We start from the raw sequence: 23,497 nt of genomic DNA, 5'->3' as shown, positions 1-23,497 counted from the left end.
TATTATATGTAATCGGGTTAGCTTAACCAATATACCGCTAAAATTGATGGTATAAAATATATAGCAATAGTTCTGGCTCCATCATAATCCTTGGCTAATCTTTGACCTAATAGCAATATAATCAGAGTGATACCGGAAAAAACAGCTCCGTAAAAGCCAAAATTCCGCCCTCCATTTACCAATAATTCTACACAACCTACTAGAGTAAAAACACTAGTCAGGAGTTCCATAGCCAATACCATGAACAAGGCAAGAGGAACATAATTTTTTAAACCGGTTTGACTAAAATGACCTTTGAGCCATTCAACATTTCCTTTCCAGCCAAAGACCTTATCGTGTGCCGATTGTATAAAGGTAACAGCCAAAAACAGCAATACTAAAACAGAAGCAGTATTATTCATAACTAGTCATTTTTATGGATTAAACGAGTGAGCTTTATAGATAAGTCAGTTAAAATTATTTTCGCATTTCCATTTCTTTCAATATGGTAAATCGCATCCGAAAGTTCATTAAAAATGGCATTTATATTTGATCCGTTTACAAAAGCAGCGAATTTTTCCAAGCTGAATTTATCAACGGAAGGCTCCAGATAAACCAGTTTATTAGCTTGATAATTGAGTAACAAAGCCTGGCGAAACATCACAATACAATAGTTTAAAAATTGTTTTTGCCCCTCGCGCCCCAAACCGGCAATTTCCTCACTCCACGAAATCAAATCCTGAATTGCAGCAGCATTTCCTTTAGCTCTGAATGCAGCTCTGACCCAATCGACAAACCATTTTTCAAACGGTAAATCATCGGTGTCGTTGTTTAAAATATGGATGGCTTTGTTGTAATTTCCTTGGGCCTGATGGGCTACTTTTGTCGCCGATTGTTCATCTAAAAAGTACTTTTCCCGCATGGCTTTGGCAATAACAGCCTCCGGAAGCGGTCCGAAATGCAAAACCTGACAACGAGAACGTATTGTTTGTATTATGTCTTCCTCGTGTTCAGAAATCAAAATAAAAAGTGTTTTCTCAGGTGGTTCTTCCAGCAGTTTTAATAGTTTATTAGAAGCGGCTATATTCATTTTATCCGCCATCCAAACAATCATTATTTTATAACCTCCTTCATACGATTTCAAAGCCAGAGACTTCAATATATCCTGAGCATCATCAACCCTGATTTCTCCCTGCTTGTTTTGAACACCAAGGTGTTTGTACCAATCAAACAAACTTCCGTATGGATTTGCCATTACAAATTCGCGCCAATCCATCAAAAAATCGGCACTTTTAGGCTTCGATTTTACGTCGTCATTAGCCACATTTGGATATACAAAGTGTAGGTCGGGATGGGATAACGACTCGAACTTCAAATTACAACTTTGATTTCCGCCGTTGTTTTCGTTTCCGATGTTGTTGCACAATACAAACTGAGCGTAGGCAATGGCCATCGCTAGTGTACCACAGCCTTCGGGTCCAACAAATAATTGTGCATGTGGAATCCTACCCGATAGTGCGCTGGTTATGAGATGATTTTTAATGTAATCTTGGCCAAGTATATCTTTGAACTGCATAAAGCAAATATACTGGAAAAATTTTGCTAACAGAAAACAGAGGCGGATTAGTGTAAACTAACAGGTGTTTAAATTGTCAAAAGATTAAGAGCGTAGTTAAACGGGACATTGGTAGTAATAGCAATGAAGCTAAATCGTTTTGTAAATGACTGATATTTAAATCAATAAATCTTAAAATTCCCTTAAAAATTATCGATAAAAGCACGTAAAAGAACGATGAAATTAAATTTTACTATATTTGCAAGGATTCAAACCTTTTAAAAAGCCAAATGAAAACACTTCAGGATTTTAACTTCAATGCTAAAAAAGCGATCATTCGTGTAGATTTTAATGTTCCTTTAGATGATAATTTTAACGTTACTGATGCTAACCGTATTGAAGCAGCAAAGCCCACCATTGACAAGATTTTGGCAGATGGAGGAAGCGTAATTCTGATGTCGCATTTGGGAAGACCCAAAGGAAAAGAAGATCGGTTTTCCTTGCGTCACATTGTATCTGAATGCTCTGAAATTTTAGGAGTCGAGGTTCAATTTGCGGCTGATTGTCGTGGTGAGATTGCACAAAGAGCAGCTCAAGGACTAAAACAAGGTGATGTGTTGTTACTTGAAAATCTGCGTTTTTATGCGGAAGAAGAGGCGGGGGATGAAAATTTTGCCAAAGAATTGGCTTCTCTTGGTGATATATATGTTAACGATGCCTTCGGGACAGCACACAGAGCCCATGCTTCTACAACAATCATCGCCAAGTTTTTTGAAGATAAAAAATGCTTCGGAATGTTGCTGGCTAAAGAAATTGACAGTTTGAATCGTGTATTAAATAATTCTGTAAAACCGGTAACTGCAGTGCTTGGAGGTTCAAAAGTATCCTCGAAAATAACGGTTATCGAAAATATATTAGATAAAGTAGACCACATGATTATTGGTGGTGGAATGACGTTTACATTTATCAAAGCACAAGGCGGAAAAATAGGAAGTTCGATTTGTGAAGACGACAAACAGGAATTAGCTCTTGAGATTTTGCGATTAGCTAAAGAAAAAAACGTCCAAATTCATATTCCGGTTGATGCTGTTGTTGCTGATGCTTTCGCCAATGACGCGAATACGAAAGTAGTTGGTGTACATGAAATTCCTGACGGATGGCAAGGATTAGATGTTGGGCCAAAATCTTTGGCAGATTTTAAAGAAGTAATTATGAATTCAAAAACCATTTTGTGGAACGGTCCTTTGGGTGTTTTTGAGATGGAGAATTTTGCCAAAGGTACCATCGAGTTAGGTAATTTTATCGCTGAAGCTACTGCAAAAGGAGCTTTTTCTCTCGTTGGAGGAGGTGATTCGGTAGCAGCTGTAAAACAATTTGGTCTGGAAGAAAAAATGAGCTATGTGTCCACGGGAGGAGGAGCCATGTTGGAGATGCTCGAAGGAAAAACATTACCCGGAATTGCTGCGATTTTAAATTAATTTTCAGAAGCAATACAATAAAAGACAATTATTTGCGTTGTAAATCAGTTGATTTACATTTAGACGAACTAAAAAATACCACAATACCACAGTATTATGAATATAAAAAAAATAACGACTTTGGCACTGCTCTTGGCTTCCACTGCAATTTTTGCACAGGATGACCTTAACATTGCCCCGTTTAAAAAGAATTTAACCAATAGGCAGGTTCTCGATTCCATCAAAGCCACTTTTGTTCACGACAAAATAGCTTCTTGTATCGACAGCTTGTGGATGAAAGAATTGGCAAGTTTAGACTTGTACAACGAGTTAACCCTTGACATCAAAAACATCAACGTTGATGAAAAGGTTGATTACGAATTGCCTACTGCCCTCTTGAAAGAGCGATTAAAAAAACTGGACGAGAAGTCGCCTTTTAACATTGAGTACAATCAAGGATTGGAAAACGTAATTAAATCTTTTTTAAAGAACAGAAAAAGAGCCTTCGAACGATTGATGGGGATTTCACAGTTCTATTTTCCTATGTTTGAAGAAGCGTTAGCCTCACAAAATATTCCTCTAGAAATCAAATATTTAGCGGTTGTTGAATCGGCATTAAATCCGAGAGCTGTTTCACGAGTGGGAGCAACCGGTTTATGGCAGTTCATGTATCAAACCGGGAAACAATACGACTTGAACATTAACACTTATGTTGATGACCGAAATGACCCTTTAAAATCAAGTTACGCAGCCACTCAGTACATGACCAATATGTACAAGATTTTTGGTGACTGGGATTTGGTATTGGCATCATATAATTCGGGACCGGGCAACGTAGCTAAGGCCATAAGACGTTCGGGTGGACAGCAAAATTACTGGAACATCAGAAAACATTTACCAAAGGAAACACAAGGATACCTACCGGCATTTTTAGCTACTATGTACATCTTTGAATACCATAAAGAACATGGTATAAAACCAGATAAAGCCATTGCAAACCATTTTGCTACAGATACAGTCATGATTAAAAACACCATGACTTTCAAACAAATTTCTGCCTTGTTAGATGTTCCTGTGGCAGAGTTACAATTCTTAAATCCGTCATACAAAAGAGAAGTGATTCCTTTCATTACCGGTGAAAATCATTATTTGAGATTACCAATTGATAAGGTTGCGGTGTTTACTTCTAACGAAGATAAAATTTATGCCTACGTACAATACGAAGAGAGCAGAAGAGAAAGGCCTTATGAAAGTATGTTGGCTTCCAGGGATTCTATCAACTCTTCGGTTTCAAAAGTTAAATACCACAGGGTTAGACGAGGAGATAGTTTAAGCGAAATTTCATCCTTGTATGGTGTGGCTATGTCCGATTTGAAAAAATGGAATCATCTGAGAAACAGTAAAGCTCCTATTGGAAAAAAACTAAAGATTTATACTAACGAGGCCATAGCTTCAAAAGACAAGAAAATCGAAAAACCGGATACTATTTCGGTAAAAGAGTCTTCTGCTTTAGCTTCTACGTCGAACAAAGTTTACAAAGAAGAAAAAGTAGTATCGTTTAAAGATGTAGTCAAATATCACAAGGTTAAAAAAGGCGACAACTTGGGTGAAATCTCAGACAAATACGGAGTGTCAGTCGCTGAAGTGAAAAAATGGAACCACTTAAAAAGTAATAATATTGCCTTAGGTGCAAATTTGAAAATCATCAAAAATGAGCGTGTTGTTACAACGGTTAGAAAAGAAGTTAAAGGCAGCAAACCGATGGTAGAACCTAAAGTTGAAACAGCAGTAGCTTCTAATGAAACGAATGAAGATATTGCTCAACATCCGAATGACTATTACGAAGTTCAAAAGGGGGATAATTTGTTCAGCATTGCCAAAAAGTTCAATGTACGTTTGGAAGACCTCAAAAAATGGAATAATCTGGATGATTTGAACATACAACAAGGATCTAAATTAGCTTTGGCAAATACTGAAACAGCAACCAAGGAAGAAGAACCTAAAACAGAAACCAAAATAGTTGAATACAAAGTTAAAAAAGGGGACAACTTAGGAAGCATTGCCCGCAAATACAACGTAGCCGTTGCTGACTTGAAAGAATGGAATGAGTTAGAGGATAACAATGTTAAATTAGGTGCGTCACTAATTGTTTCAAAAAAAGAAGTGGTTGTTGCCAATGAAGTAAAGCCTTCTAAAAAGGAAAGCGTTGCATCTAACGACATGAATGAGGTGAAATTATATTACGTGAAAAAAGGAGATTCCTTGTTCAGCATAGCCAAAAAATATCCTGGTGTAACCATTTCCGACATCAAAAAATGGAATGGAATTAAAAACGAAAGTTTAAAACCGGGAATGAAGTTAAAAATTAACAACGGTTAATCCGAAAATCTTCAATAAATTTGGGTTTTATTTCAGTTATGAATAAAACCCTTTTTTTATGGTTTTTAGGCTCAGTTTGTTTGAGTTCCTGTTCGTTTAAAAAGGAACAGCTGCCCAAAGAATCTTCAGCAGCCATCAATACAATTGCTGTAATAATTGACGACCAGCTTTGGAGTGGTGAAGTGGGCGATAGCATCCGTAATAAATTTGCCTCACCGGTTTTAGGATTGCCTCAAGAGGAACCTTTGTTTACCATCAACCAATATCCTGTCAAATTATTTGAAGGATATTCAACAGACAGTCGCAACATCATCATCATCAAAAAAGACATTGAAAACAAATTTGAAATCGTAGAAAACGAATTTGCTTCACCACAAAATGCTATTCACATTTCGGGAAAAACTGCTTTTGAAATTCTCGAGATTTTAGAAAAAAACACCCCAACCATCATCCAAAAAATGAGGGCGACAGAAATTGCCCAAGAACAAAAAACCTTTAAGGACTCTTTACTGGATACCAAAAAAATACAAAAGAAGTTTAACATCAATTTACTGATTCCAAAAAAATATGAATACGTAATGCGACGAAAGAACTTTATTTGGCTGAAAAAAGAAATCACCAGTGGCAACAACAGCTTGGTTATTTATCAGGTTCCGTGGCAAAGTATCCGTCGAAACAATGCTGTAAAAGATATTATAAAAACAAGAGACTCAATAGGTGAACTTTACATTCACGGCTCAGAAAACAGAACAGAAATGGTGACAGAGGAAGCATATTCTCCCTATTTTTCAAAAACTACATTAGCCGGTAATAATGCCTATGAAACCCGAGGAACCTGGCAAATGAAAAACGACTTCATGTCGGGACCGTTCATTAATTATGTGATTTTTGATAAAGCACACAAGCGAATTCTTGTCCTAGAAGGATTTTGTTATGCGCCTTCCAAAGAAAAGCGCGATTTGATGTTTGAGTTGGAAGCAATTATTAAATCGATTCAAATTAAAAAATAAAACCATGAATCTGGAATGGAAAATAAAGCGATTTGAGACACTTTCTGTTAGAGAGCTATATGAATTATTGCAACTGCGCAGTGAAGTCTTTGTAGTCGAACAAAACTGCGTTTATCAGGATATAGATGGTAAAGACCAGAAAGCGATTCATCTGATTGGTGAAGTTGATGGCGAAATAGTATGTTACGCCCGTTTGTTTAAACCAAATGATTATTTTGAACAGGCTTCAATTGGCAGAGTAGTGGTAAAGCCAAATTTCAGAGATAAAAAATTAGGACACGTGCTCATGCGGGAAGCCATCATCGTGATGAAAAAATATTTTGACAGCACCAAAATAACTATTTCGGCTCAGTTGTATCTTAAGAAATTCTACGAAAGCCACGGATTTATTCAAACCAGCGATATGTATCTCGAGGATGATATTCCTCACATCGAAATGCGAAAAGAGTAATTACACTTTTGATATTACCAGTTCCACGCGACGGTCATATTCAGCACCTTTGCCCAATGGTACTGTATTTCCGTATCCTTTGAAAGTCATACGGTCTTTCGAAATCTTTTTCAAAATCAAATATTTGTATACCGCCTCAGCGCGATTAACAGACAGTTGGCGTTTTTTAGTATCCATATCAATGGCTTCTTTTTGATAAGGAGGGGTGCAGCATACATGTCCCTGAATTTCAAATTGAAGATTTTTGTATTTCTGTAACAATTTGGCAATTTTATCTAATTCGGTTTTGGTTTTGAAAGTCAACTTGCTACTGCCTCTGTCAAACAAAACATTGTCGAGGTAAATATGATCGCCTACAATATGACGCTTCTGAATGGTATTGTAATACCCCGGAATTTCGATTTTAGGCAATGGTTTTAAATTCAATACCACATCCACACGTCGGTTTTTGGAACGTTTCTCCGGAAGATTTTCTACAATGTCATCATCAATTAAAATTCTTCCTTTGCCTTCGATGGTAATGATTACTTTATTTTTTATGCCACTTTGAATGAATTTATTTTGAATAGCCGTTGCTCTCTTGGTCGAAAGTTTGTAATTGTAGGCCTCCTTACCAATGTCGTCGGTATAGCCGAAAATTTGGATGGATTCAATTCGGGTAGAATCGGTTTTTTTGATGAAATCAACAACATCATTAGCTTGTTTGTCATTCAGGGAGAATTTGTCAAAATCAAAATAAACTGAATGAACAACTTCCTCTTGGGCGTGTAACAAACTAAAAAACAGCAAGGGCAGGTATTTGAGTAATTTCATATTATATTTTTAAAATCTTGTTGTAAGTGGCTTTGTCGTTCAGGACTTCAACAGCTTTTTTGATTTCAAAATTGTTTTTGATGTAATATTGATACAATCCTTCTTTGTATTGGTATCTTTTAATAATTTCGTCCAAAAGTAAATTTTTGATTTCAGTTTTGTTTTTATCAATCAGCGTTTCTTCACTCTTTTCTATCGAAGAGAGCAATTGTTGATATTCTGCGGTAATTGCGCCGTCAATATTCTCTTTTTTGGCTTTTTCCAAAGTATTTTTCAAAGCGATTTCGGTCTCGGTGTCAAAGGCTATTTTTTCGCGTTTCAGGAAGGCTTTGAAATCGGCTATTTCCGCATCTGTGATAACCGGAATTTTGTCGCCCAGATTTGGATTTTTGTAGTAGTAATAAGTAGCATAGTTAAAAATGGCGTCATTTTTTTGCAAGGCATCGGCAATGGCGCTCGTTTTACTGCTCTCTAAAACTACATCCGGCAAAATCCCGCCACCGTCATATACGGTTCTTCCCTTTTTGGTTTGAAAAGCATTGTAGTTTTTAGCATCGGTACGAATGGCTTTCCCGCTTTTGTCTTTATGAGCATAATCCAAAGCCTGAATACATCTGCCGGAAGGCGTGTAATATTTGGCAATGGTAACTTTAACCTGTGTATTGTAAACCATATCAAACGGACGCTGTACCAATCCTTTTCCGTAACTACGGCTGCCGATGATTACTGCACGGTCCAAATCCTGTAAAGCACCCGAAACAATTTCCGAAGCCGAAGCACTTTTTCCATCAACAATTATTGCCAGTGGGATTTCGGTGTCAATAGGTTCGCGCGTAGTTTTATTGGTGTTGTTGTATTTAGCATTTTTTGATTTGGTGGTAACTATGGTTTCGCCTTTTGGGACAAACAAACCACAAATATTTACGGCTTCATTGAGCAAACCGCCCGGATTGCCGCGCAAGTCTAAAACAATTTGTGTGGCGCCGTCTGCTTTGAGTTTTTCCAGCGCTTCTTTGGTATCCGAAAAGGCTTTGGCGTTGAACTGTGACAATACAATATATCCGGTTTTATCGTCAATTTTACCATAAAAAGGAACAGCTTTCACATCTACTTCATCCAAGACTAGTTGTGCCGTCATAGGTTTTCCCTGACGTAAAAATTTGATGTCAATTTTGGTATTCTTTGCACCTTTCATTAATTGTGATGCATCGTCTTTAAAATCAGCCAAAACCACATCGCCAATTTGAATAATTTCATCTCCGGCTTTCAATCCTGCCTTATCCGCCGGATAACCTTTGTAAGGCTCTTTGATGATTATTTTGTCTTCTTTGCGGGTAATGAGCGCTCCGATTCCGGTGTATTCTCCGGTATTGTTGATTTTGAATTTGATAACATCCTGCTCATTGAAATAGTTGGTATACGGATCCAAATCGGCCAACATGCTTTTGATGGCTTTGTCCATCAATTCTGCCGCATTGGTTTCGTCAACATAGTTTTGATTGATGATTTTGAACAAGGTGGTAAAGATTTCAATTTGTTTCGAAATCTCGAAAAAATCATCTTTAAAGCTTACACCAATAAACAAAAAGGCACTCAGTATTACCGGTATAAAATATCTTTTTTTAATTTTTGAGAACATGGTTCAATCTTTTAACAAGTTAACGAATATACTAATTTACTTGAAACGAATTGTATTCCGCTTTTCAGCTATTGTTTTTTTCATCCTGAAGGGTTTTGACAAACTTTTCAAAAAGTTGTTTCGTTTTTTCGTTGATTTCGGAATAGGACAGTTTTTCTTTGGTTTGATAAAAAAACATCAGGCAGTACTTGGCCTCAAGATGGTCAACCAAAAGCGATTTGTTTAAACGGTAACATTCGCGCAGCACGCGTTTGAAGTAGTTGCGCTCTACCGCATTTTTGAAGTATTTTTTAGAAACCGATACGCCCACTTTGAGCGGTATATTTTCTTCAAAATGATACGGAATGTATACCAGTCGCAAAGGATATTTACTCACCGATTTACCTTCTGTGAAGAGCAATTCGATGATTTTTTTGCTTTTTAGTTTTTCTGCTTTAGGATAGGAATTATCCATTTGTTAATTGTCGTTGTAGACGTTGTAAACAAATTTGACTTCGTTATAATTGATGTAAATCTGCATTCGGTTGTTTTCTTTTTTCTTGGTGATGATGAATATTTTACACTTCGAAAATTTGTTGTCTACACATTCAAAAGGAACAATATTTACCTCGGCATTATCTTCGATTTCCCCGTAAGCTTTGATTTTAAACGACTGTACTTCGGCTGAATTTATGGTAATCAAATCCTTTTTGGCATCAAGGGTAATCATGACATTGGCTTTCACAAAGTCAGACCATTCATTCCAGGTACCGTCATTTTTTTTATCTGTAAAACTAACACTGCTGGTTTTGAATCGGATGGGTTGAGCATAACTTGTTTGAAATCCCAAGCCCATTATGACTAAAAGAAATAGAAATTTTAAGTTTTTCATGAAAAAAATGTTTCCCGCAAAACTACAAATTCTATTCCATAAATTTCAAAGACACTCAATAACACTGATTAATCCGGTAAAGGAATAATTCCGAAATACTTTTTTATCCAAGAGATTCTGCCTACTTTCGTAACCTATCAAAATATTTTCCATGCGAATAACCATACTTTTATTATTGACACCTCTACTGTTTTGGGCTCAAAAAAAGCAGGCGGTTTATAAAAAACTGGCTACCCACACGTGTGACTGTGTAAGCAAAAAAAAGGATGTGACCGATGTAAATCTGGGTATTTGCATTTTTGAAGCCATTGATTTGTTGAGCAATAAAGAACGAAAAAGTATCGATGTCAACCCGGATGATAAAATGACGTCTATTCAAAATATAGCCGAAAGCGTTGGCATTGAAATGGCAGTTATTTGCCCCGATGTGTTTATCAAAATTGCCGAAAATAAAGCAGATGCCAATTTTTCTGATGAAGATGAACTTGATTTGTTTTATGTTGGCACGTTTGAAAGTATGACAGCCAAAGAGTTCAATACCATTGTATTACTTGATGAACAAAACCAAAAGCAGGAATTTGTTTGGTTGTTTAGTTTTGACGGCGACAATCTGTTCATCAAAAACAAAATTGTAAAAGGAGATAAGCTAGAAATTCATTACCGCCAACAAGACTTTTTTGATCCTAAACTCAATCAGTACCGCATATATAATGAGATTGTCAGTATAAAATTATTGTAAAAAAGGCAACCATTTGGTTGCCTTTTTTTATTTCTGTTCAAAAACATTGTTGTCTCGTTTTACATCAGCCATTAATCCGCTGGGGTCTAGTGTTATTTTTTTGATGGAAGATTTTGCTTTCGGAATTTCAAAAAAATACGTTGGATAAGCCCAAGCCCAATCAGCCAAAGTGGTTCTGGTAATCGAAGGAGTCGGATTTTCTTTTTCAAAACTCATCATGCGAAGCGGAATATAAAAACTCTCCTTAGTGCCATCAGTATATTCAACCAAAACATCCATTGGCATAGGGATTCGGCCGATTCTTTCTAAAGTAACCCCGGTTCTCGACACTCCGTCGGTAGCTCCTTCAACAGTTTTAATGCCATAATCAATGGTGTTGGTGGTTTCCGTCCAATTGGTTAAGTACCAGTCTAAGTTTGCTCCCGAAACTCGTTCAGCAGTTCGTTTTATATCATTAGGAGTCGGATGTTTATATTTGAATTCGGCAAAATAGCGTTTCAGTGTTCTCAAGGTGTTTTCTTTTCCAATCAGATAAATCAATTGTGTCCAAAAAAGCTCGCCTTTTGAATATGAACAAATACTGTACACTTGATTGTAGTCAAAGTGATCGCCATGGGTTGACAAGGGTTGTTCTTTGCCCGAATTGGCCATGCTGATGTAGTTTTTATAGCTGTCAACAAAAGGATTTTCGAGATTTTTACCCGAAATTTCATTAACGGCCATATCTTCCAGGAAAGTAGCGCCTCCTTCATCCATCCATGGATGTTTACTTTCGTTGGATGCCAATAGGTGTTGAAACCAGGAATGAGCCATTTCGTGTGCAATAAGTCCATTTACCAAACCATCAAGTGTGCCTTCTCCCAAAATTAAAGTACACATAGCATACTCCATACCGCCGTCTCCTCCCTGAATGATAGAGTATTGCTCGTAAGGGTATTTGCCGATAATTTTGTTGTAAAAAGCCATCAGTTCAACCGCTTTGGGTTGTGCTTTTTTCCAGTTTTCAATGATTTTCGGATTGTTTTTGTATAAGAAATGAAACGTTGTGCCAAAATCAGTGGGCACTACATCATGAATGTAATTTTTATCAGCAGCCCATGTAAAATCAATCACATTCGGAGCAACAAAATGCCAAGTCAGCGTTTTTTGTTTCTTCGGAATTGTAACGGTTACTCCGGCATCCTGATAATTGTATCCTATTTCATTTTTGTTTTCTAAATAACCGGTTCCGCCCAAAATATAAGTTTTATCAATAGTGATTTTTACGTCAAAATTTCCCCAAACGCCATGAAATTCTCGCGCAATGTAAGGGTCAGCATGCCAGCCTTCAAAATCAAACTCCGCTATTTTTGGATACCATTGCGTCATTGAAAGCTCAACACCTTCTTTGTTATTGCGTCCTGAGCGGCGAATTTGTTTTGGTACTTGTCCGTCAAAATCTAAGGTTAAAACGGTCGACTTTCCGGGGAATAAGGGTTGTGCCAAATCGACTTCTAAAATAGTACCGACTTCTTTAATCTTAGCAGAAATACCATCTTGTTTAAAATTTGAAATTTTCAGATAACCAATTTCATTAGGTTGTAAGGAACTAATGCGGCTTTGTCTGATTTCTTTTCCGTCAGCACCTTTTGTTTTGGTGGCCATGCGGCTATCGGGATCCGGAATGTTTTGAACCCGAATATCCATTTCGCTTCCGGGTTGAAAGGCATTGTTGAATAAATGATAATACACTTTTTTCAAAGTATCGGGCGAATTGTTGGTGTAAATCAATTCCTGTTTGCCTTTGTACTGATAGGTTTTGACATCCATCGCAACATCCATTTTGTAATCAACATGTTGTTGCCAATAGTTTTTAGATTGACCAAAAACCGAAGAAATACCCATTAGGATAAAACCCAATAAAAACTTGTTTCTCATGCTTTCTAAAAATAAAAAAGGAAGGCCGAAACCTTCCTTGTCGGATTATAATTTTGGATTCTTTTTTGTCTTCTTTGCCATGGTTTCAGCCATTTTCAATGCATTGTAGGCATTGACAATTTTACCCGAAACACAAGTTTTCGAAAAAGGCATTTTCTCGGCGGTTTCACCCACCACCACATCAAAAGGAACCGGTGTTCCCGATTGCATGATGATTTGCTTTACTTGTGCCGCTTTTAGACTTGGGTAGTACGAACGAATTAAAGCAGCTACTCCGGCAGCATTTGGCGATGCCATTGATGTACCTTGTTCGTATTTATACTTGTTATCACCCACAGTTGCATAAATTTTTACTCCGGGAGCAAAAATATCAACGTTTTTCTGGCCGTAGTTTGAAAAATCGGCTACCATATTTTCGCCATATTTGTTGTCAAGGGCACCAATGGTCAGAACATTTTTGGCGATTTCTGTTTTTTTGTCTTTAGTATCGGCTGGAAAACTAGGTTCAACATCGATATTTTTACCGTCATTTCCGGCAGCAAATACAAGTAACACGTCTTTGCTTTCGGCATATTTGATAGCATCCCAAACCCATTCTTTGTGTGGTGAATAATCTTTTCCGAAACTTCCGTTGATTACTTTTGCACCGTTGTCTACGGCATAACGGATAGCCAAGGCAATATCTTTATCGTATTCATCACCGTTTGGTACGGCTCTTACCGGCAAAATTTCAACGTTGTCAGCTACACCGTCACCACCAAGATTGTTATTTCGAACCTGAGCAATGATTCCGGCTACGTGTGTGCCGTGGAAAGAGTCTTTTCTTTCCTTGGAGTAAACCACATTGTTGCCGTAAATTTTATTGGTAATGTCCTCAGGATTGTCACCTACTATTTTTCTTCCGTCAAAATCTTTGTTAAGGTTGAAATTCAACTGGTCGTAAACTTGTTCTTTGTAATCATTGATATCGTCACGAAATCCTTCGCCGGCATCTTCGGCTATAGAAAGCATGACCATTTTGCTTTGGTAAATCTTTTTATCAGAAGATGTAATTGCTTTTAAATCCTCAATCGTATAATTTTCTTTGTTCAAATATTCGCGGATATTTTTGTCGGCCGCTATGATGAAGTCAACCTGAAACTTATTTTTAAGCATTTTTTGGTTTTTCTTTTCATAGTCTTCTAAGGCTGCTTTGTATGCGGCTGAACCGTCATCCGGTTTTTTTAGGATACGAACCAATTCTAAGTTTTCATTGTTTGACTCGCCCAAAAAATTCCAACCGTGAACGTCATCAGTATATCCGTTTTTATCATCGTCAACGCCGTTGCCTGGAATTTCTTTTTTATTGGTCCAAATTACCGATTTCAAATCGTCATGATTAATATCAACTCCCGAGTCGATAACCCCAACAATAACTTTAGTGCTTTTTTTGCCTTTTAATAATTCGTTGTAAGCCTTATCAACGCTCATTCCGGGTATGGAATCTTTTACCAGATCCAGATGACTCCAGCGTTGCAGTTGTTGTTCGGTCAGAGTTCCTTTTTTGGCTAATGATTTATCAGCAGTTTGAGCGGCAACTGTCAAAGAAAACAACGACAGTACAAAGATTTTTATGAATTTCATTTGTTTTAAATTTATAGAACGAGTGTAAAATTAAATGGTTTTGTTACAAGCAGTAAAATGATTAACACTAACTTAAGATATCTTCACAACGGAAAATTTCTTTGAGACGAACACCTTTTTCAGTGTTTTCTACAGTGATTATTTGGTTATGGGCATCATGTTCTAACCACAAATAGTAGTTGTTTTCAGCGGCTGCCTTTAAAAATTTTTCTTTTTCGGGCAATGTCAAAAGCGGTCGGGTATCGTAACCCATGACGTACGGAAGTGGTAAATGCCCGGCAGTTGGAATTAAATCGGCACAAAAAACAATGGTTTTATCTTGGTACTGAACATGAGGAATCATCATTTTTTCGGTATGACCGTCTACATAAAAAATCCCGAATCCCAACTCTTTCGAATGACTGTAATCGCCCTCTGGTCTTTTTATAAAATTGAGTTGCCCACTTTCCTGCATGGGTAAAATATTTTCGGAAAGAAAAGAGGCTTTTTCACGGGCATTGGGTTTGGTGGCCCATTCCCAATGGTTGTCATTGGTCCAAAACTTTGCGTTTTTGAAGGCTACCTCATAACCGGTTTTGTCTTTGTTCCAGTTGACACTTCCGCCGCAGTGATCAAAATGCAGGTGCGTCATAAAAACATCGGTAATATCATCGCGGTGAAAACCGTATTTGGCCAAAGAACCATCCAATGAATGAGGACCCCAAAGCGAATAATAGCCAAAGAACTTTTCGGACTGTTTGTTGCCCATGCCGGTGTCAATCAGAATGAGGCGATTGCCATCCTCAATAAGCATACAGCGTGCTGCAATGTCTATCAAATTGTTCTCATCTGCCGGGTTGGTTTTGTTCCAAATGGTTTTCGGAACTACACCAAACATAGCTCCCCCGTCTAATTTAAAATTACCGGCCTCTACAGGATATATTTTCATGGTGTTGAAATCTATTCGGTTAAAAAAATAAAATGGTTCGCAAATTACTAAAAATATAGGGCTCTTGGCGGCACAAAATCATTTTTTTCTATTCTTAAATTAGTTATAAAAATCCGGCGATTTGTGCTAAAAAAGGATATTTGTATTAACTTTGCGCATTATTTAGACAAAATTAAAATAAGCCATGATTAAAGTTTCTGATACAGCAAGCAAAAAAATCATCGACATGATGCAGGAAGACGGTTTTGACGCAGCCAAAGATTACGTTCGAGTGGGCGTAAAAAGTGGGGGATGTTCGGGGTTGTCGTATGAATTAAAATTCGACAAAGAGTTGGGAGAGAACGATAAGGTTTTTGAAGATAACAACGTTAGAATAGCTGTCGAGAAAAAATCATTTTTATACCTGGCCGGAACAATCCTCGAGTTTTCGGGTGGTTTGAACGGAAAAGGATTTGTGTTTAATAATCCGAATGCATCAAGAACCTGCGGATGCGGAGAATCATTCTCACTTTAGAATCATACTATGTCAAAATACACAGAGGAAGACTTAAAAGTTGAATTAGAAAATAAAGAATACGAGTACGGGTTTTACACAGATATAGAATCCGAAACTTTTCCTATTGGTTTAAATGAAGATATTGTTCGTGCCATTTCCAAGAAAAAAGAAGAGCCGGAATGGATGACAGACTGGCGTATTGAGGCTTTTCGAGCCTGGCAGGAAATGATTGAGCCGGAGTGGGCCAATGTACATTATGACAAACCCGATTTTCAGGCCATATCCTACTACTCGGCACCCAAAAAAGTAGATCCTAACAAAACTTTGGACGATGTTGATCCGGAACTTTTGGCCATGTACAAAAAGTTAGGGATTTCCTTAGACGAACAGAAAAAAATGAATAACATCGCCATGGATATTGTGGTCGATTCCGTTTCGGTGGCCACCACTTTTAAAAAGACTTTAGGCGAAAAAGGCATTATTTTCTGCCCAATTTCAGAAGCCATTAAAGAACATCCGGAATTGGTTCGAAAATACCTCGGAACCGTAGTGCCTCAGAAAGATAATTTCTATGCGGCTCTCAATTCAGCTGTTTTTTCGGACGGGTCGTTTTGTTACATCCCAAAAGGCGTTCGCTGCCCAATGGAGTTGTCTACGTATTTCCGTATCAATCAGGCCGGAACTGGACAATTCGAAAGAACCTTAGTCATTGCTGATGAAGGCAGTTACGTTTCGTACCTCGAAGGTTGTACGGCACCCAGCCGCGATGAAAACCAGTTGCACGCTGCCGTAGTAGAATTGATTGCATTAGACGATGCTGAAATCAAATATTCGACGGTTCAAAACTGGTATCCCGGAAATAAAGAAGGAAAAGGCGGTGTGTTTAATTTTGTAACCAAAAGAGGTTTGTGCGAGAAAAATGCTAAAATCTCTTGGACACAGGTAGAAACCGGTTCAGCCGTAACCTGGAAATATCCTTCATGCGTTTTAAAAGGCGACAATTCGGTGGGTGAGTTTTACTCCATAGCCGTAACCAATAATTTCCAACAAGCCGATACCGGAACCAAAATGGTTCATTTGGGCAAAAACACCAAATCGACCATCATTTCCAAAGGAATTTCAGCCGGAAAATCACAGAACAGCTACAGAGGATTGGTGCAAATTGGCGCCCGTGCCGAAAATGCCCGCAACTTCTCGCAATGTGACTCTTTATTGATGGGCAACAACTGTGGCGCACACACGTTTCCATACATTGAAAGCAAAAATTCGACAGCCAAAATTGAGCACGAAGCCACCACTTCCAAAATCGGTGAAGACCAAGTGTTTTATTGCAACCAACGCGGCATTCCAACTGAAAAGGCCATTGCCTTAATCGTGAACGGTTTCAGTAAAGATGTCTTGAACAAATTGCCGATGGAATTTGCCGTAGAAGCACAAAAATTACTCGAAATTTCTTTAGAAGGTTCAGTAGGATAATTATAAATCAGAATAAAACACATTCAAAAAATGTTAAGCATAAAAAATTTACACGCAAGTGTTGAAGATAAAGAGATTTTAAAAGGAATCAACCTTGAAGTGAAAGCCGGTGAAGTACACGCCATCATGGGGCCTAACGGTGCCGGAAAAAGCACCTTGTCATCCATTATCGCCGGAAACGAAAATTATGAAGTAACCGAAGGCGAAATTCTGTTGGAAGGAGAAGACATCTCCGAATTGGCTCCCGAAGAAAGAGCGCACAAAGGTGTTTTCCTGTCGTTCCAATATCCGGTAGAAATTCCGGGGGTTTCGGTGACGAATTTTATGAAAACTGCGATCAACGAAAGCCGCAAAGCCAATGGCAAAGAAGAAATGCCGGCCAATGAAATGCTGAAACTCATCCGTGAGAAATCAGAACTATTGGAAATAGACCGCAAGTTTTTATCGCGCTCATTAAACGAAGGGTTTTCGGGTGGTGAAAAGAAACGTAATGAAATCTTTCAAATGGCCATGTTGGAACCAAAACTAGCCATCCTTGACGAAACGGATTCCGGTTTGGATATCGATGCTTTGAGAATTGTAGCCAATGGCGTAAACAAACTTAAAAGCGAAAACAACGCGGTCTTAGTCATCACGCACTACCAACGTTTGTTAGACTACATTATTCCTGATTTTGTGCATGTATTGATGGACGGAAAAATTGTAAAATCGGGCGGTAAAGAATTAGCATTAGAGTTAGAAGAAAGAGGATACGACTGGATTAAACAAGAACAGGAGGCATAATGGAATTGAAGGAAAAATTGATATCGTCTTTCATGGCGTTTGAAGAGCAAATAGACATTCATAGTGCTCTTCACGATGTGCGTACTTCGGCTATAAAAAACTTTGAAAGCAAAGGATTCCCTACTAAAAAAGAGGAAGCTTGGAAGTATACCTCGCTGAATGCCATTTTAAAAAATGACTATTCCGTATTTCCAAAACAGGAAAACATTATAGAGTTTGCTGAGGTAAAAAAATATTTTCTGCACGAAATTGACACCCACAAAGTGATTTTTGTAGACGGAAAATTTTCTTCGTTTCTATCGGCCACAACCCACGATGGTTTGGATGTTTGTTTGATGTCTTCGGCACTGAATAAACCCAAATACAAAATGGTGATTGACGAATATTTCAATAAAATTGCCAGCAAAGAGGAAAGTTTAACGACGCTCAATACGGCTTTCGCCAATGAAGGCGCCTACGTCAACATCCCGAAAAGCAAAGTGGTCGAAAAACCCATCGAAATCATCTATTTTTCTACCGGAAAAGAAGATGCTTTGATGGTGCAACCGCGGAACTTGGTCGTTGTGGGTGAAAATGCTCATGTACAAATTATCGAAAGACATCAAAGTTTGAATGAGAATCCGGTGTTGACCAATTCGGTTACCGAGATTTTTGCCCAAAAACGCGCTATAGTTGATTATTATAAAATTCAGAACGATTTACAATCGGCCAACCTGATTGACAACACATATATTTCCCAAAAACAGGAAAGTCGGGTTTCGGTACACACGTTTTCTTTTGGAGGAAACATCACGCGAAACAATTTGAATTTTTATCATTTTGGAGAACGAATCGATTCGACTTTAAAAGGCATTACGATAATTGGTGACAAACAACACGTTGACCATTACACCTTGGTGCATCACGCGACGCCTAATTGCGAAAGTCATCAAAACTACAAAACCATTTTGGCTGATAGTGCCACAGGAGTTTTCAACGGAAAAATTTACGTAGAAAAAGAAGCTCAAAAAACGGATGCTTTTCAACAAAATAACAATATTTTGTTAGGGGATAAAGCTACTATCAATGCCAAGCCGCAATTGGAGATTTTTGCCGATGATGTAAAATGTTCTCATGGCTGCACCATCGGACAATTGGATGAAACGGCTATGTTTTACATGCAACAACGCGGTATTCCGAAGAAAGAGGCCAAAGCGTTACTCATGTATGCGTTTTCTAATGAAGTTATCGAGAGCATCAAAATACCTGAATTGAAAAAGCGAATTACCAAAATTATTGCCATGAAATTGGGCGTGAATTTAGGGTTTGATTTATAAGCGTATCGTTTCAAAATAAAAAGGGTCAAAGTTTTACTTTGACCCTTTTTTATACTATTAAAAAATGATTAATTAAGTGTATAGGTAAGCAATGTTCGGATAACAGGCAATCCGCCGTCAATTGTTTGAGATTCTCTTATCGGGCCAATATCTTTGGCGTACCAATACTCGGAATCAATTACGGTGATCTGACCATTTATATTGCTTTCTACCTTAAGAGTTGTCTTGATAATGTTTGTATACGTCACACCATTTATGGTTTCGGCGGCATCCCGTGCTGTGATTTTACCGTTGTAATTTATGGTAACGGGTAGTGTGCCGCTTGTGCCTCCGTAACTGTAATTCAACTTGGGATTAAGGGTTCCCGACCAAGTTTCATTAACTTGTAAATCGTCTTTTAAAATGGGCATTTCATATGATTTCATCGAGATAGTGACTCCGTTTTCAATTGTGTTTAAATCGCCTGTTTTTTGGTAATAAATTGCTCCCTTTTTTGTCATATATGTTTTTACACCATAAGTGTCTGTTGCGCCTTCATCGATTAATTCGTAATAAGTGCTTCCGCCAAATGTTGCTGTCCCGATGAGTTTGATTTGTTGGGTAACACCATCAGCATCTAAGTTCCAAGCATTGTTTACGGCCATCGGCCAATAATTTCCGGTTGAAGTTCCGAATGATTCACTGCTGCTGTCGTTGCTACAGGAAGAAAATGACAATACCCATAAGAAAAGAATTGTCGCTTTTAGTAAACTGATTTTTTTCATTTTGATAGGATTAGTTTTATCAAAAATAAGATTTTTTCTTAATCATCAGAATTTTTTTTCAAACTCTCGATAATTTCACTCAAAAATAGGTTGTAATTCAGGTTTTCATTCAGTCCCATGCGAACTACTACTAAATCTTCAGAAGGAATGATAAACACCATTTGCCCCTGATAGCCACTGCAATGATATAAATCTCTGGGAACATCAGGATATTTACCACCCGCATTAAGCCAAAAATGCGCGCCGTATTTTCCGTCTGAACCACGTGTTGGAGTCGCTACGTATTTGGCCCAACTTTTATCAAACAGTTGCTCGCCATTCCAATTACCTTGGTGTAAATAAAGTAAACCAAACTTGGCCCAATCTCTGGTTGTAGCCCAGCCGTATGAAGATCCTACAAAATTTCCTTTCATATCGGTTTCAATCAAAGCGGAATGCATTCCTATTTTGTCTAGCAGACTACTGTACCAAAAATCTAAATATTCCTGATGCGTTTTAAATTGTTTTCGTAAGATGCCGCTCAGTAAGTTGGTGGTTCCCGAAGAATAATTCCAGTGAGTATTGGGTTTGAAAACAGCCTTTTTTTGAGCTTGACATTCGGTCATGTCTTTGGCTTGGAAAAGCATTTTGGTCACATCTGAAATTTTAGTGTAATCTTCTTCCCATTCAAGACCCGAATTCATGTGCAGTAAGTCGTTTATAGTGATGTTTCGACGGCTATCCTTCTGCCATTCAGGTACAGGAGCGGGTTTCATGATGTCTATTTTTCCTTGTTTTTGGAGTATGCCAAAGTAAGTAGCGGTCAAACTTTTGGTCATTGACCACCCCAGAATTAGGGAGTTTTTGTTAAATCCGTCAGCATATTTTTCGGCAATTATCCGGTCTTTGTAAATGACAATCACAGAACGTGTACGTTTGTCTTTAGTTCCTTTTGGGTCAAAAACAGCGTCAATAGCCGAATGCAATCGAGTGTAATCAATATTAGCAAGAATAGTGTCTTTGGGCTCTTCATCGCCGTAAGGAAAAGGTAAATTGCTTTTGGCAGCTGTTCTGTTCGGAACTTCATACGGTTTTGAAATGTCAAAATCATCATCAATTAACGTTGCCCCCAAGCCTTTTCGGAAAATCGCTTTGCGCTGTTTTATTCCGTGTACTGAAGAAACTACCGCCCGATTTTTTTCATCAATTTTATTAGTCGCCCAATCTACTTTGTCGATGTCATTGTCGTTTTGTTGTATGGTTTCCAAACTTCGTCCATCAATGAAATGGGCAGAAGCCACACTCTTGGCCGAAAATCCTGAAATCAAATCAAGCTTCGGATAAATTTCAATTCTCAGATAAACCAGAAGAATTAATACCACAACCACAAAAATTTTCAAAAACTTTTTCATAGTAATTTATTTTTAAGCAATTTATGAAAATTAACTTGTGTTTTGAAAGAGCTAATTACAAATAAAAAACAAAGAAGGAATAGTGCCCAAAGCCAATGTTATTTTCAAAAATTACTACGTCTGTAGGGGCTTAAATTATCACGGAAAACAAATCATAAATATTCGTGAAATCGTGGTTTTTTCAGCATCAATTTTTCTACTTTTGTATTTAGAATTTTTCTAAATAATCCAATGTTAGACATCCAAAAAATCAGAGCTGATTTTCCTATACTTTCACAAAAAGTTAACGGTAAACCGCTAGTCTATTTTGATAACGGCGCGACTTCGCAAAAACCCCAGGTAGTTATTGATGCCATAGCAAAATACTATCAGGAAATCAATGCTAATATTCATAGAGGTGTGCACACACTCAGCCAATTGGCAACCGATGCTTATGAAGCATCACGCATGAAAATCCAAAAACACATCAATGCCAAATATGCTCATGAAGTTATTTTCACTTCGGGTACCACGCACGGGATTAATGCCGTGGCTAATGGTTTTGCATCATTGATAAAAGAGGGAGATGAGATTTTGGTTTCGGCATTGGAACACCACAGCAACATAGTTCCCTGGCAAATGCTTTGTGAAAGAACAGGCGCTACTCTGAAAGTTATTCCGATGAACGAGGCCGGTGAATTAATCATGGCTGAATACGATAAGTTGCTTTCGTCTAAAACCAAAATCGTGACGGTTAATCATATTTCAAATGCATTAGGAACAATCAATCCTATCAAATACATGATTGACAAAGCGCATGAAGCAGGAGCGGCTGTTTTAATTGACGGTGCTCAGGCAACACCTCATTTAAAACCTGATGTTCAGCAGTTGGATTGTGATTTTTATGTGTTTTCCGGACACAAAATTTGCGGCCCGACCGGAGTTGGGATTTTGTACGGAAAAGAAGATTGGTTGCGCAAATTACCTCCTTATCAAGGTGGTGGTGAGATGATTGCTACGGTTACTTTTGAAAAAACGACATACGCAGATTTACCTCATAAATTTGAAGCCGGAACACCCAATATTGCAGATGGAATTGTACTGGGAACAGCAATTGATTATTTGAATTCGGTGGGTTTTGATGCTATAGCAAAATATGAACACGAACTGCTGCAATACGCAACAGAACAATTATCCGCAATTGAAGGATTGAAAATTTTTGGAACGGCAAAAGAAAAAACTTCCGTAATTTCGTTTAATATCGAAGGAATCCACCCATATGACATTGGTACGATTATCGATAAACTGGGTATAGCTGTCAGAACGGGGCATCATTGTGCGCAACCCATTATGGATTTTTATCAAATACCGGGAACCATACGAGCCAGTTTTGCTTTTTACAATACCAAAGAAGAAATTGATGCGATGGTAGCAGCTGTGAAAAAAGCTCAAATGATGTTATCTTAAACCCTAAAAATATGAAAGCCATTACGCTGATTTTATTGACCGTTTTTCTCGGAAAAAGTTGTTCCAATGAAGCACAAAACGATATGGAGAACACAACGATTCAATACACTGCTACCACAAGAGGTTTTTTTGAAAAGGTAGTAATCATCAATCAAAAAGCAACCATCTCAAGAGACCGTAAAGGAGTTGAAGCTCCTCAGGAAATTGCAATTTCTGATGCCGATTGGAAAGAGTTGGTATCAGCCTTCGGAAAAATTAATTTAGAAGAAATCCCTAATTTAAAAGACCCGACTCAAAAGCGTTTTTATGACGGAGCAGCCATTGCCAATCTCAAAATTCGCTATCAGAACAAAAACTACGAAACAGTAGACTTTGATCATGGTTTTCCGCCGGCAGCGATAGAAAAATTGGTCAACAAAATAGTTTCACTAGCCAAAGAAAAAGAATAAAAGTTCTAATTAAGC

General features: G+C 37.8%; 22 protein-coding genes. 11 read left to right on the top strand and 11 right to left on the bottom strand.

Features of this window, described 5'->3' with window-relative positions:
• Positions 1-17: 17 nt before the first annotated feature.
• Positions 18-401 (bottom strand): DoxX family membrane protein, encoded by a 384-nt coding sequence (locus EZL74_RS01405; protein ID WP_131474800.1) that lies wholly within the window; start codon positions 399-401, stop codon positions 18-20.
• 2 nt (positions 402-403) lie between these two features.
• Positions 404-1,555 (bottom strand): DNA polymerase III subunit, encoded by a 1,152-nt coding sequence (locus EZL74_RS01400; RefSeq protein ID WP_131474799.1) that lies wholly within the window; start codon positions 1,553-1,555, stop codon positions 404-406.
• Between the two features lie 269 nt (positions 1,556-1,824).
• Between EZL74_RS01400 and EZL74_RS01395 the strand changes: the two genes are divergently transcribed.
• The 4 genes from EZL74_RS01395 (at position 1,825) to EZL74_RS01380 (ending at position 6,831) form a co-directional block, all read left to right on the top strand.
• Positions 1,825-3,012: a phosphoglycerate kinase gene (locus EZL74_RS01395; RefSeq protein ID WP_131474798.1), complete on the top strand. Its 1,188-nt coding sequence runs from the start codon at positions 1,825-1,827 to the stop codon at positions 3,010-3,012.
• A gap of 96 nt (positions 3,013-3,108) precedes the next feature.
• On the top strand, positions 3,109-5,370 hold the full coding sequence (locus EZL74_RS01390) for a LysM peptidoglycan-binding domain-containing protein (protein ID WP_131474797.1): 2,262 nt from the start codon (positions 3,109-3,111) through the stop codon (positions 5,368-5,370).
• Between the two features lie 38 nt (positions 5,371-5,408).
• On the top strand, positions 5,409-6,380 hold the full coding sequence (locus tag EZL74_RS01385; RefSeq protein WP_131474796.1) for a DUF4837 family protein: 972 nt from the start codon (positions 5,409-5,411) through the stop codon (positions 6,378-6,380).
• 4 nt (positions 6,381-6,384) lie between these two features.
• A complete protein-coding gene (locus tag EZL74_RS01380; protein WP_131474795.1) occupies positions 6,385-6,831 on the top strand; it encodes a GNAT family N-acetyltransferase in 447 nt (148 codons plus the stop codon).
• On the opposite strand, the gene EZL74_RS01375 is transcribed toward EZL74_RS01380, so the two are convergent.
• The 4 genes from EZL74_RS01375 to EZL74_RS01360 form a co-directional block, all read right to left on the bottom strand.
• The gene (locus EZL74_RS01375) at positions 6,832-7,644 is read right to left on the bottom strand and encodes an OmpA family protein (RefSeq protein ID WP_131474794.1); all 813 of its coding nucleotides are present in this window, start codon (positions 7,642-7,644) and stop codon (positions 6,832-6,834) included.
• 1 nt (position 7,645) lies between these two features.
• Positions 7,646-9,283: a S41 family peptidase gene (locus tag EZL74_RS01370; RefSeq protein WP_131474793.1), complete on the bottom strand. Its 1,638-nt coding sequence runs from the start codon at positions 9,281-9,283 to the stop codon at positions 7,646-7,648.
• Positions 9,284-9,347: 64 nt separating this feature from the next.
• The gene (gene rnpA, locus EZL74_RS01365) at positions 9,348-9,737 is read right to left on the bottom strand and encodes a ribonuclease P protein component (RefSeq protein ID WP_131474792.1); all 390 of its coding nucleotides are present in this window, start codon (positions 9,735-9,737) and stop codon (positions 9,348-9,350) included.
• Between the two features lie 3 nt (positions 9,738-9,740).
• Positions 9,741-10,154, bottom strand: coding sequence for a hypothetical protein (locus tag EZL74_RS01360; protein WP_131474791.1), 414 nt, complete (start codon positions 10,152-10,154; stop codon positions 9,741-9,743).
• Between the two features lie 151 nt (positions 10,155-10,305).
• Here EZL74_RS01360 and EZL74_RS01355 point away from each other — a divergent pair, with 151 nt between their 5' ends.
• Entirely contained in the window at positions 10,306-10,893 is a 588-nt protein-coding gene (locus tag EZL74_RS01355) for a hypothetical protein (protein WP_131474790.1), read from the top strand.
• Between the two features lie 27 nt (positions 10,894-10,920).
• On the opposite strand, the gene EZL74_RS01350 is transcribed toward EZL74_RS01355, so the two are convergent.
• The 3 genes from EZL74_RS01350 to EZL74_RS01340 form a co-directional block, all read right to left on the bottom strand.
• Entirely contained in the window at positions 10,921-12,810 is a 1,890-nt protein-coding gene (locus tag EZL74_RS01350) for a M1 family metallopeptidase (protein ID WP_131474789.1), read from the bottom strand.
• A gap of 45 nt (positions 12,811-12,855) precedes the next feature.
• On the bottom strand, positions 12,856-14,433 hold the full coding sequence (locus tag EZL74_RS01345) for a S8 family peptidase (protein ID WP_131474788.1): 1,578 nt from the start codon (positions 14,431-14,433) through the stop codon (positions 12,856-12,858).
• A gap of 67 nt (positions 14,434-14,500) precedes the next feature.
• Positions 14,501-15,361, bottom strand: coding sequence for an MBL fold metallo-hydrolase (locus EZL74_RS01340; RefSeq protein ID WP_131474787.1), 861 nt, complete (start codon positions 15,359-15,361; stop codon positions 14,501-14,503).
• A gap of 184 nt (positions 15,362-15,545) precedes the next feature.
• Here EZL74_RS01340 and EZL74_RS01335 point away from each other — a divergent pair, with 184 nt between their 5' ends.
• The 4 genes from EZL74_RS01335 to sufD are packed head-to-tail and all read left to right on the top strand — an operon-like array spanning position 15,546 to position 19,432.
• Complete coding sequence (locus tag EZL74_RS01335) at positions 15,546-15,875, top strand: HesB/IscA family protein (protein WP_131474786.1); 330 nt, start codon at positions 15,546-15,548, stop codon at positions 15,873-15,875.
• A gap of 9 nt (positions 15,876-15,884) precedes the next feature.
• Positions 15,885-17,333 (top strand): Fe-S cluster assembly protein SufB, encoded by a 1,449-nt coding sequence (gene sufB, locus EZL74_RS01330; protein WP_131474785.1) that lies wholly within the window; start codon positions 15,885-15,887, stop codon positions 17,331-17,333.
• A gap of 30 nt (positions 17,334-17,363) precedes the next feature.
• Positions 17,364-18,116 (top strand): Fe-S cluster assembly ATPase SufC, encoded by a 753-nt coding sequence (gene sufC, locus EZL74_RS01325; RefSeq protein ID WP_131474784.1) that lies wholly within the window; start codon positions 17,364-17,366, stop codon positions 18,114-18,116.
• Entirely contained in the window at positions 18,116-19,432 is a 1,317-nt protein-coding gene (gene sufD / locus EZL74_RS01320; RefSeq protein WP_131474783.1) for a Fe-S cluster assembly protein SufD, read from the top strand. The genes sufC and sufD overlap by 1 nt, the downstream gene beginning before the upstream one ends.
• A 68-nt stretch (positions 19,433-19,500) precedes the next feature.
• On the opposite strand, the gene EZL74_RS01315 is transcribed toward sufD, so the two are convergent.
• Complete coding sequence (locus EZL74_RS01315; protein WP_131474782.1) at positions 19,501-20,196, bottom strand: hypothetical protein; 696 nt, start codon at positions 20,194-20,196, stop codon at positions 19,501-19,503.
• Positions 20,197-20,234: 38 nt separating this feature from the next.
• On the bottom strand, positions 20,235-21,587 hold the full coding sequence (locus tag EZL74_RS01310) for a serine hydrolase domain-containing protein (RefSeq protein WP_131474781.1): 1,353 nt from the start codon (positions 21,585-21,587) through the stop codon (positions 20,235-20,237).
• Between the two features lie 231 nt (positions 21,588-21,818).
• Between EZL74_RS01310 and EZL74_RS01305 the strand changes: the two genes are divergently transcribed.
• Both EZL74_RS01305 and EZL74_RS01300 read left to right on the top strand, forming a co-directional pair.
• Entirely contained in the window at positions 21,819-23,033 is a 1,215-nt protein-coding gene (locus EZL74_RS01305; RefSeq protein WP_131474780.1) for an aminotransferase class V-fold PLP-dependent enzyme, read from the top strand.
• Positions 23,034-23,044: 11 nt separating this feature from the next.
• Complete coding sequence (locus tag EZL74_RS01300; protein ID WP_131474779.1) at positions 23,045-23,482, top strand: hypothetical protein; 438 nt, start codon at positions 23,045-23,047, stop codon at positions 23,480-23,482.
• Positions 23,483-23,497: the final 15 nt, after the last annotated feature.

It is taken from the genome of Flavobacterium silvisoli, assembly GCF_004329815.1.
In the GTDB taxonomy this organism is placed as follows: Bacteria; Bacteroidota; Bacteroidia; order Flavobacteriales; family Flavobacteriaceae; genus Flavobacterium; species Flavobacterium silvisoli.
The sequence above is the reverse complement of the archived record's forward strand: the minus strand, read 5'-3'. Positions and strand labels throughout refer to the sequence as shown.

What these genes read in the sequence shown, in the direction of transcription:
- sufB (WP_131474785.1), top strand. Translation starts at nt 15,885, where the DNA reads ATGTCAAAATACACAGAGGAAGACTTAAAAGTTGAATTAGAAAATAAA.
- EZL74_RS01375 (WP_131474794.1), bottom strand. Translation starts at nt 7,644, where the DNA reads ATGAAATTACTCAAATACCTGCCCTTGCTGTTTTTTAGTTTGTTACAC.
- EZL74_RS01340 (WP_131474787.1), bottom strand. Translation starts at nt 15,361, where the DNA reads ATGAAAATATATCCTGTAGAGGCCGGTAATTTTAAATTAGACGGGGGA.
- EZL74_RS01390 (WP_131474797.1), top strand. Translation starts at nt 3,109, where the DNA reads ATGAATATAAAAAAAATAACGACTTTGGCACTGCTCTTGGCTTCCACT.
- EZL74_RS01310 (WP_131474781.1), bottom strand. Translation starts at nt 21,587, where the DNA reads ATGAAAAAGTTTTTGAAAATTTTTGTGGTTGTGGTATTAATTCTTCTG.
- EZL74_RS01380 (WP_131474795.1), top strand. Translation starts at nt 6,385, where the DNA reads ATGAATCTGGAATGGAAAATAAAGCGATTTGAGACACTTTCTGTTAGA.
- EZL74_RS01345 (WP_131474788.1), bottom strand. Translation starts at nt 14,433, where the DNA reads ATGAAATTCATAAAAATCTTTGTACTGTCGTTGTTTTCTTTGACAGTT.
- EZL74_RS01360 (WP_131474791.1), bottom strand. Translation starts at nt 10,154, where the DNA reads ATGAAAAACTTAAAATTTCTATTTCTTTTAGTCATAATGGGCTTGGGA.
- EZL74_RS01300 (WP_131474779.1), top strand. Translation starts at nt 23,045, where the DNA reads ATGAAAGCCATTACGCTGATTTTATTGACCGTTTTTCTCGGAAAAAGT.
- EZL74_RS01335 (WP_131474786.1), top strand. Translation starts at nt 15,546, where the DNA reads ATGATTAAAGTTTCTGATACAGCAAGCAAAAAAATCATCGACATGATG.
- sufC (WP_131474784.1), top strand. Translation starts at nt 17,364, where the DNA reads ATGTTAAGCATAAAAAATTTACACGCAAGTGTTGAAGATAAAGAGATT.
- EZL74_RS01350 (WP_131474789.1), bottom strand. Translation starts at nt 12,810, where the DNA reads ATGAGAAACAAGTTTTTATTGGGTTTTATCCTAATGGGTATTTCTTCG.
- EZL74_RS01400 (WP_131474799.1), bottom strand. Translation starts at nt 1,555, where the DNA reads ATGCAGTTCAAAGATATACTTGGCCAAGATTACATTAAAAATCATCTC.
- EZL74_RS01370 (WP_131474793.1), bottom strand. Translation starts at nt 9,283, where the DNA reads ATGTTCTCAAAAATTAAAAAAAGATATTTTATACCGGTAATACTGAGT.
- EZL74_RS01305 (WP_131474780.1), top strand. Translation starts at nt 21,819, where the DNA reads ATGTTAGACATCCAAAAAATCAGAGCTGATTTTCCTATACTTTCACAA.
- EZL74_RS01385 (WP_131474796.1), top strand. Translation starts at nt 5,409, where the DNA reads ATGAATAAAACCCTTTTTTTATGGTTTTTAGGCTCAGTTTGTTTGAGT.
- rnpA (WP_131474792.1), bottom strand. Translation starts at nt 9,737, where the DNA reads ATGGATAATTCCTATCCTAAAGCAGAAAAACTAAAAAGCAAAAAAATC.
- sufD (WP_131474783.1), top strand. Translation starts at nt 18,116, where the DNA reads ATGGAATTGAAGGAAAAATTGATATCGTCTTTCATGGCGTTTGAAGAG.
- EZL74_RS01315 (WP_131474782.1), bottom strand. Translation starts at nt 20,196, where the DNA reads ATGAAAAAAATCAGTTTACTAAAAGCGACAATTCTTTTCTTATGGGTA.
- EZL74_RS01395 (WP_131474798.1), top strand. Translation starts at nt 1,825, where the DNA reads ATGAAAACACTTCAGGATTTTAACTTCAATGCTAAAAAAGCGATCATT.
- EZL74_RS01405 (WP_131474800.1), bottom strand. Translation starts at nt 401, where the DNA reads ATGAATAATACTGCTTCTGTTTTAGTATTGCTGTTTTTGGCTGTTACC.
- EZL74_RS01355 (WP_131474790.1), top strand. Translation starts at nt 10,306, where the DNA reads ATGCGAATAACCATACTTTTATTATTGACACCTCTACTGTTTTGGGCT.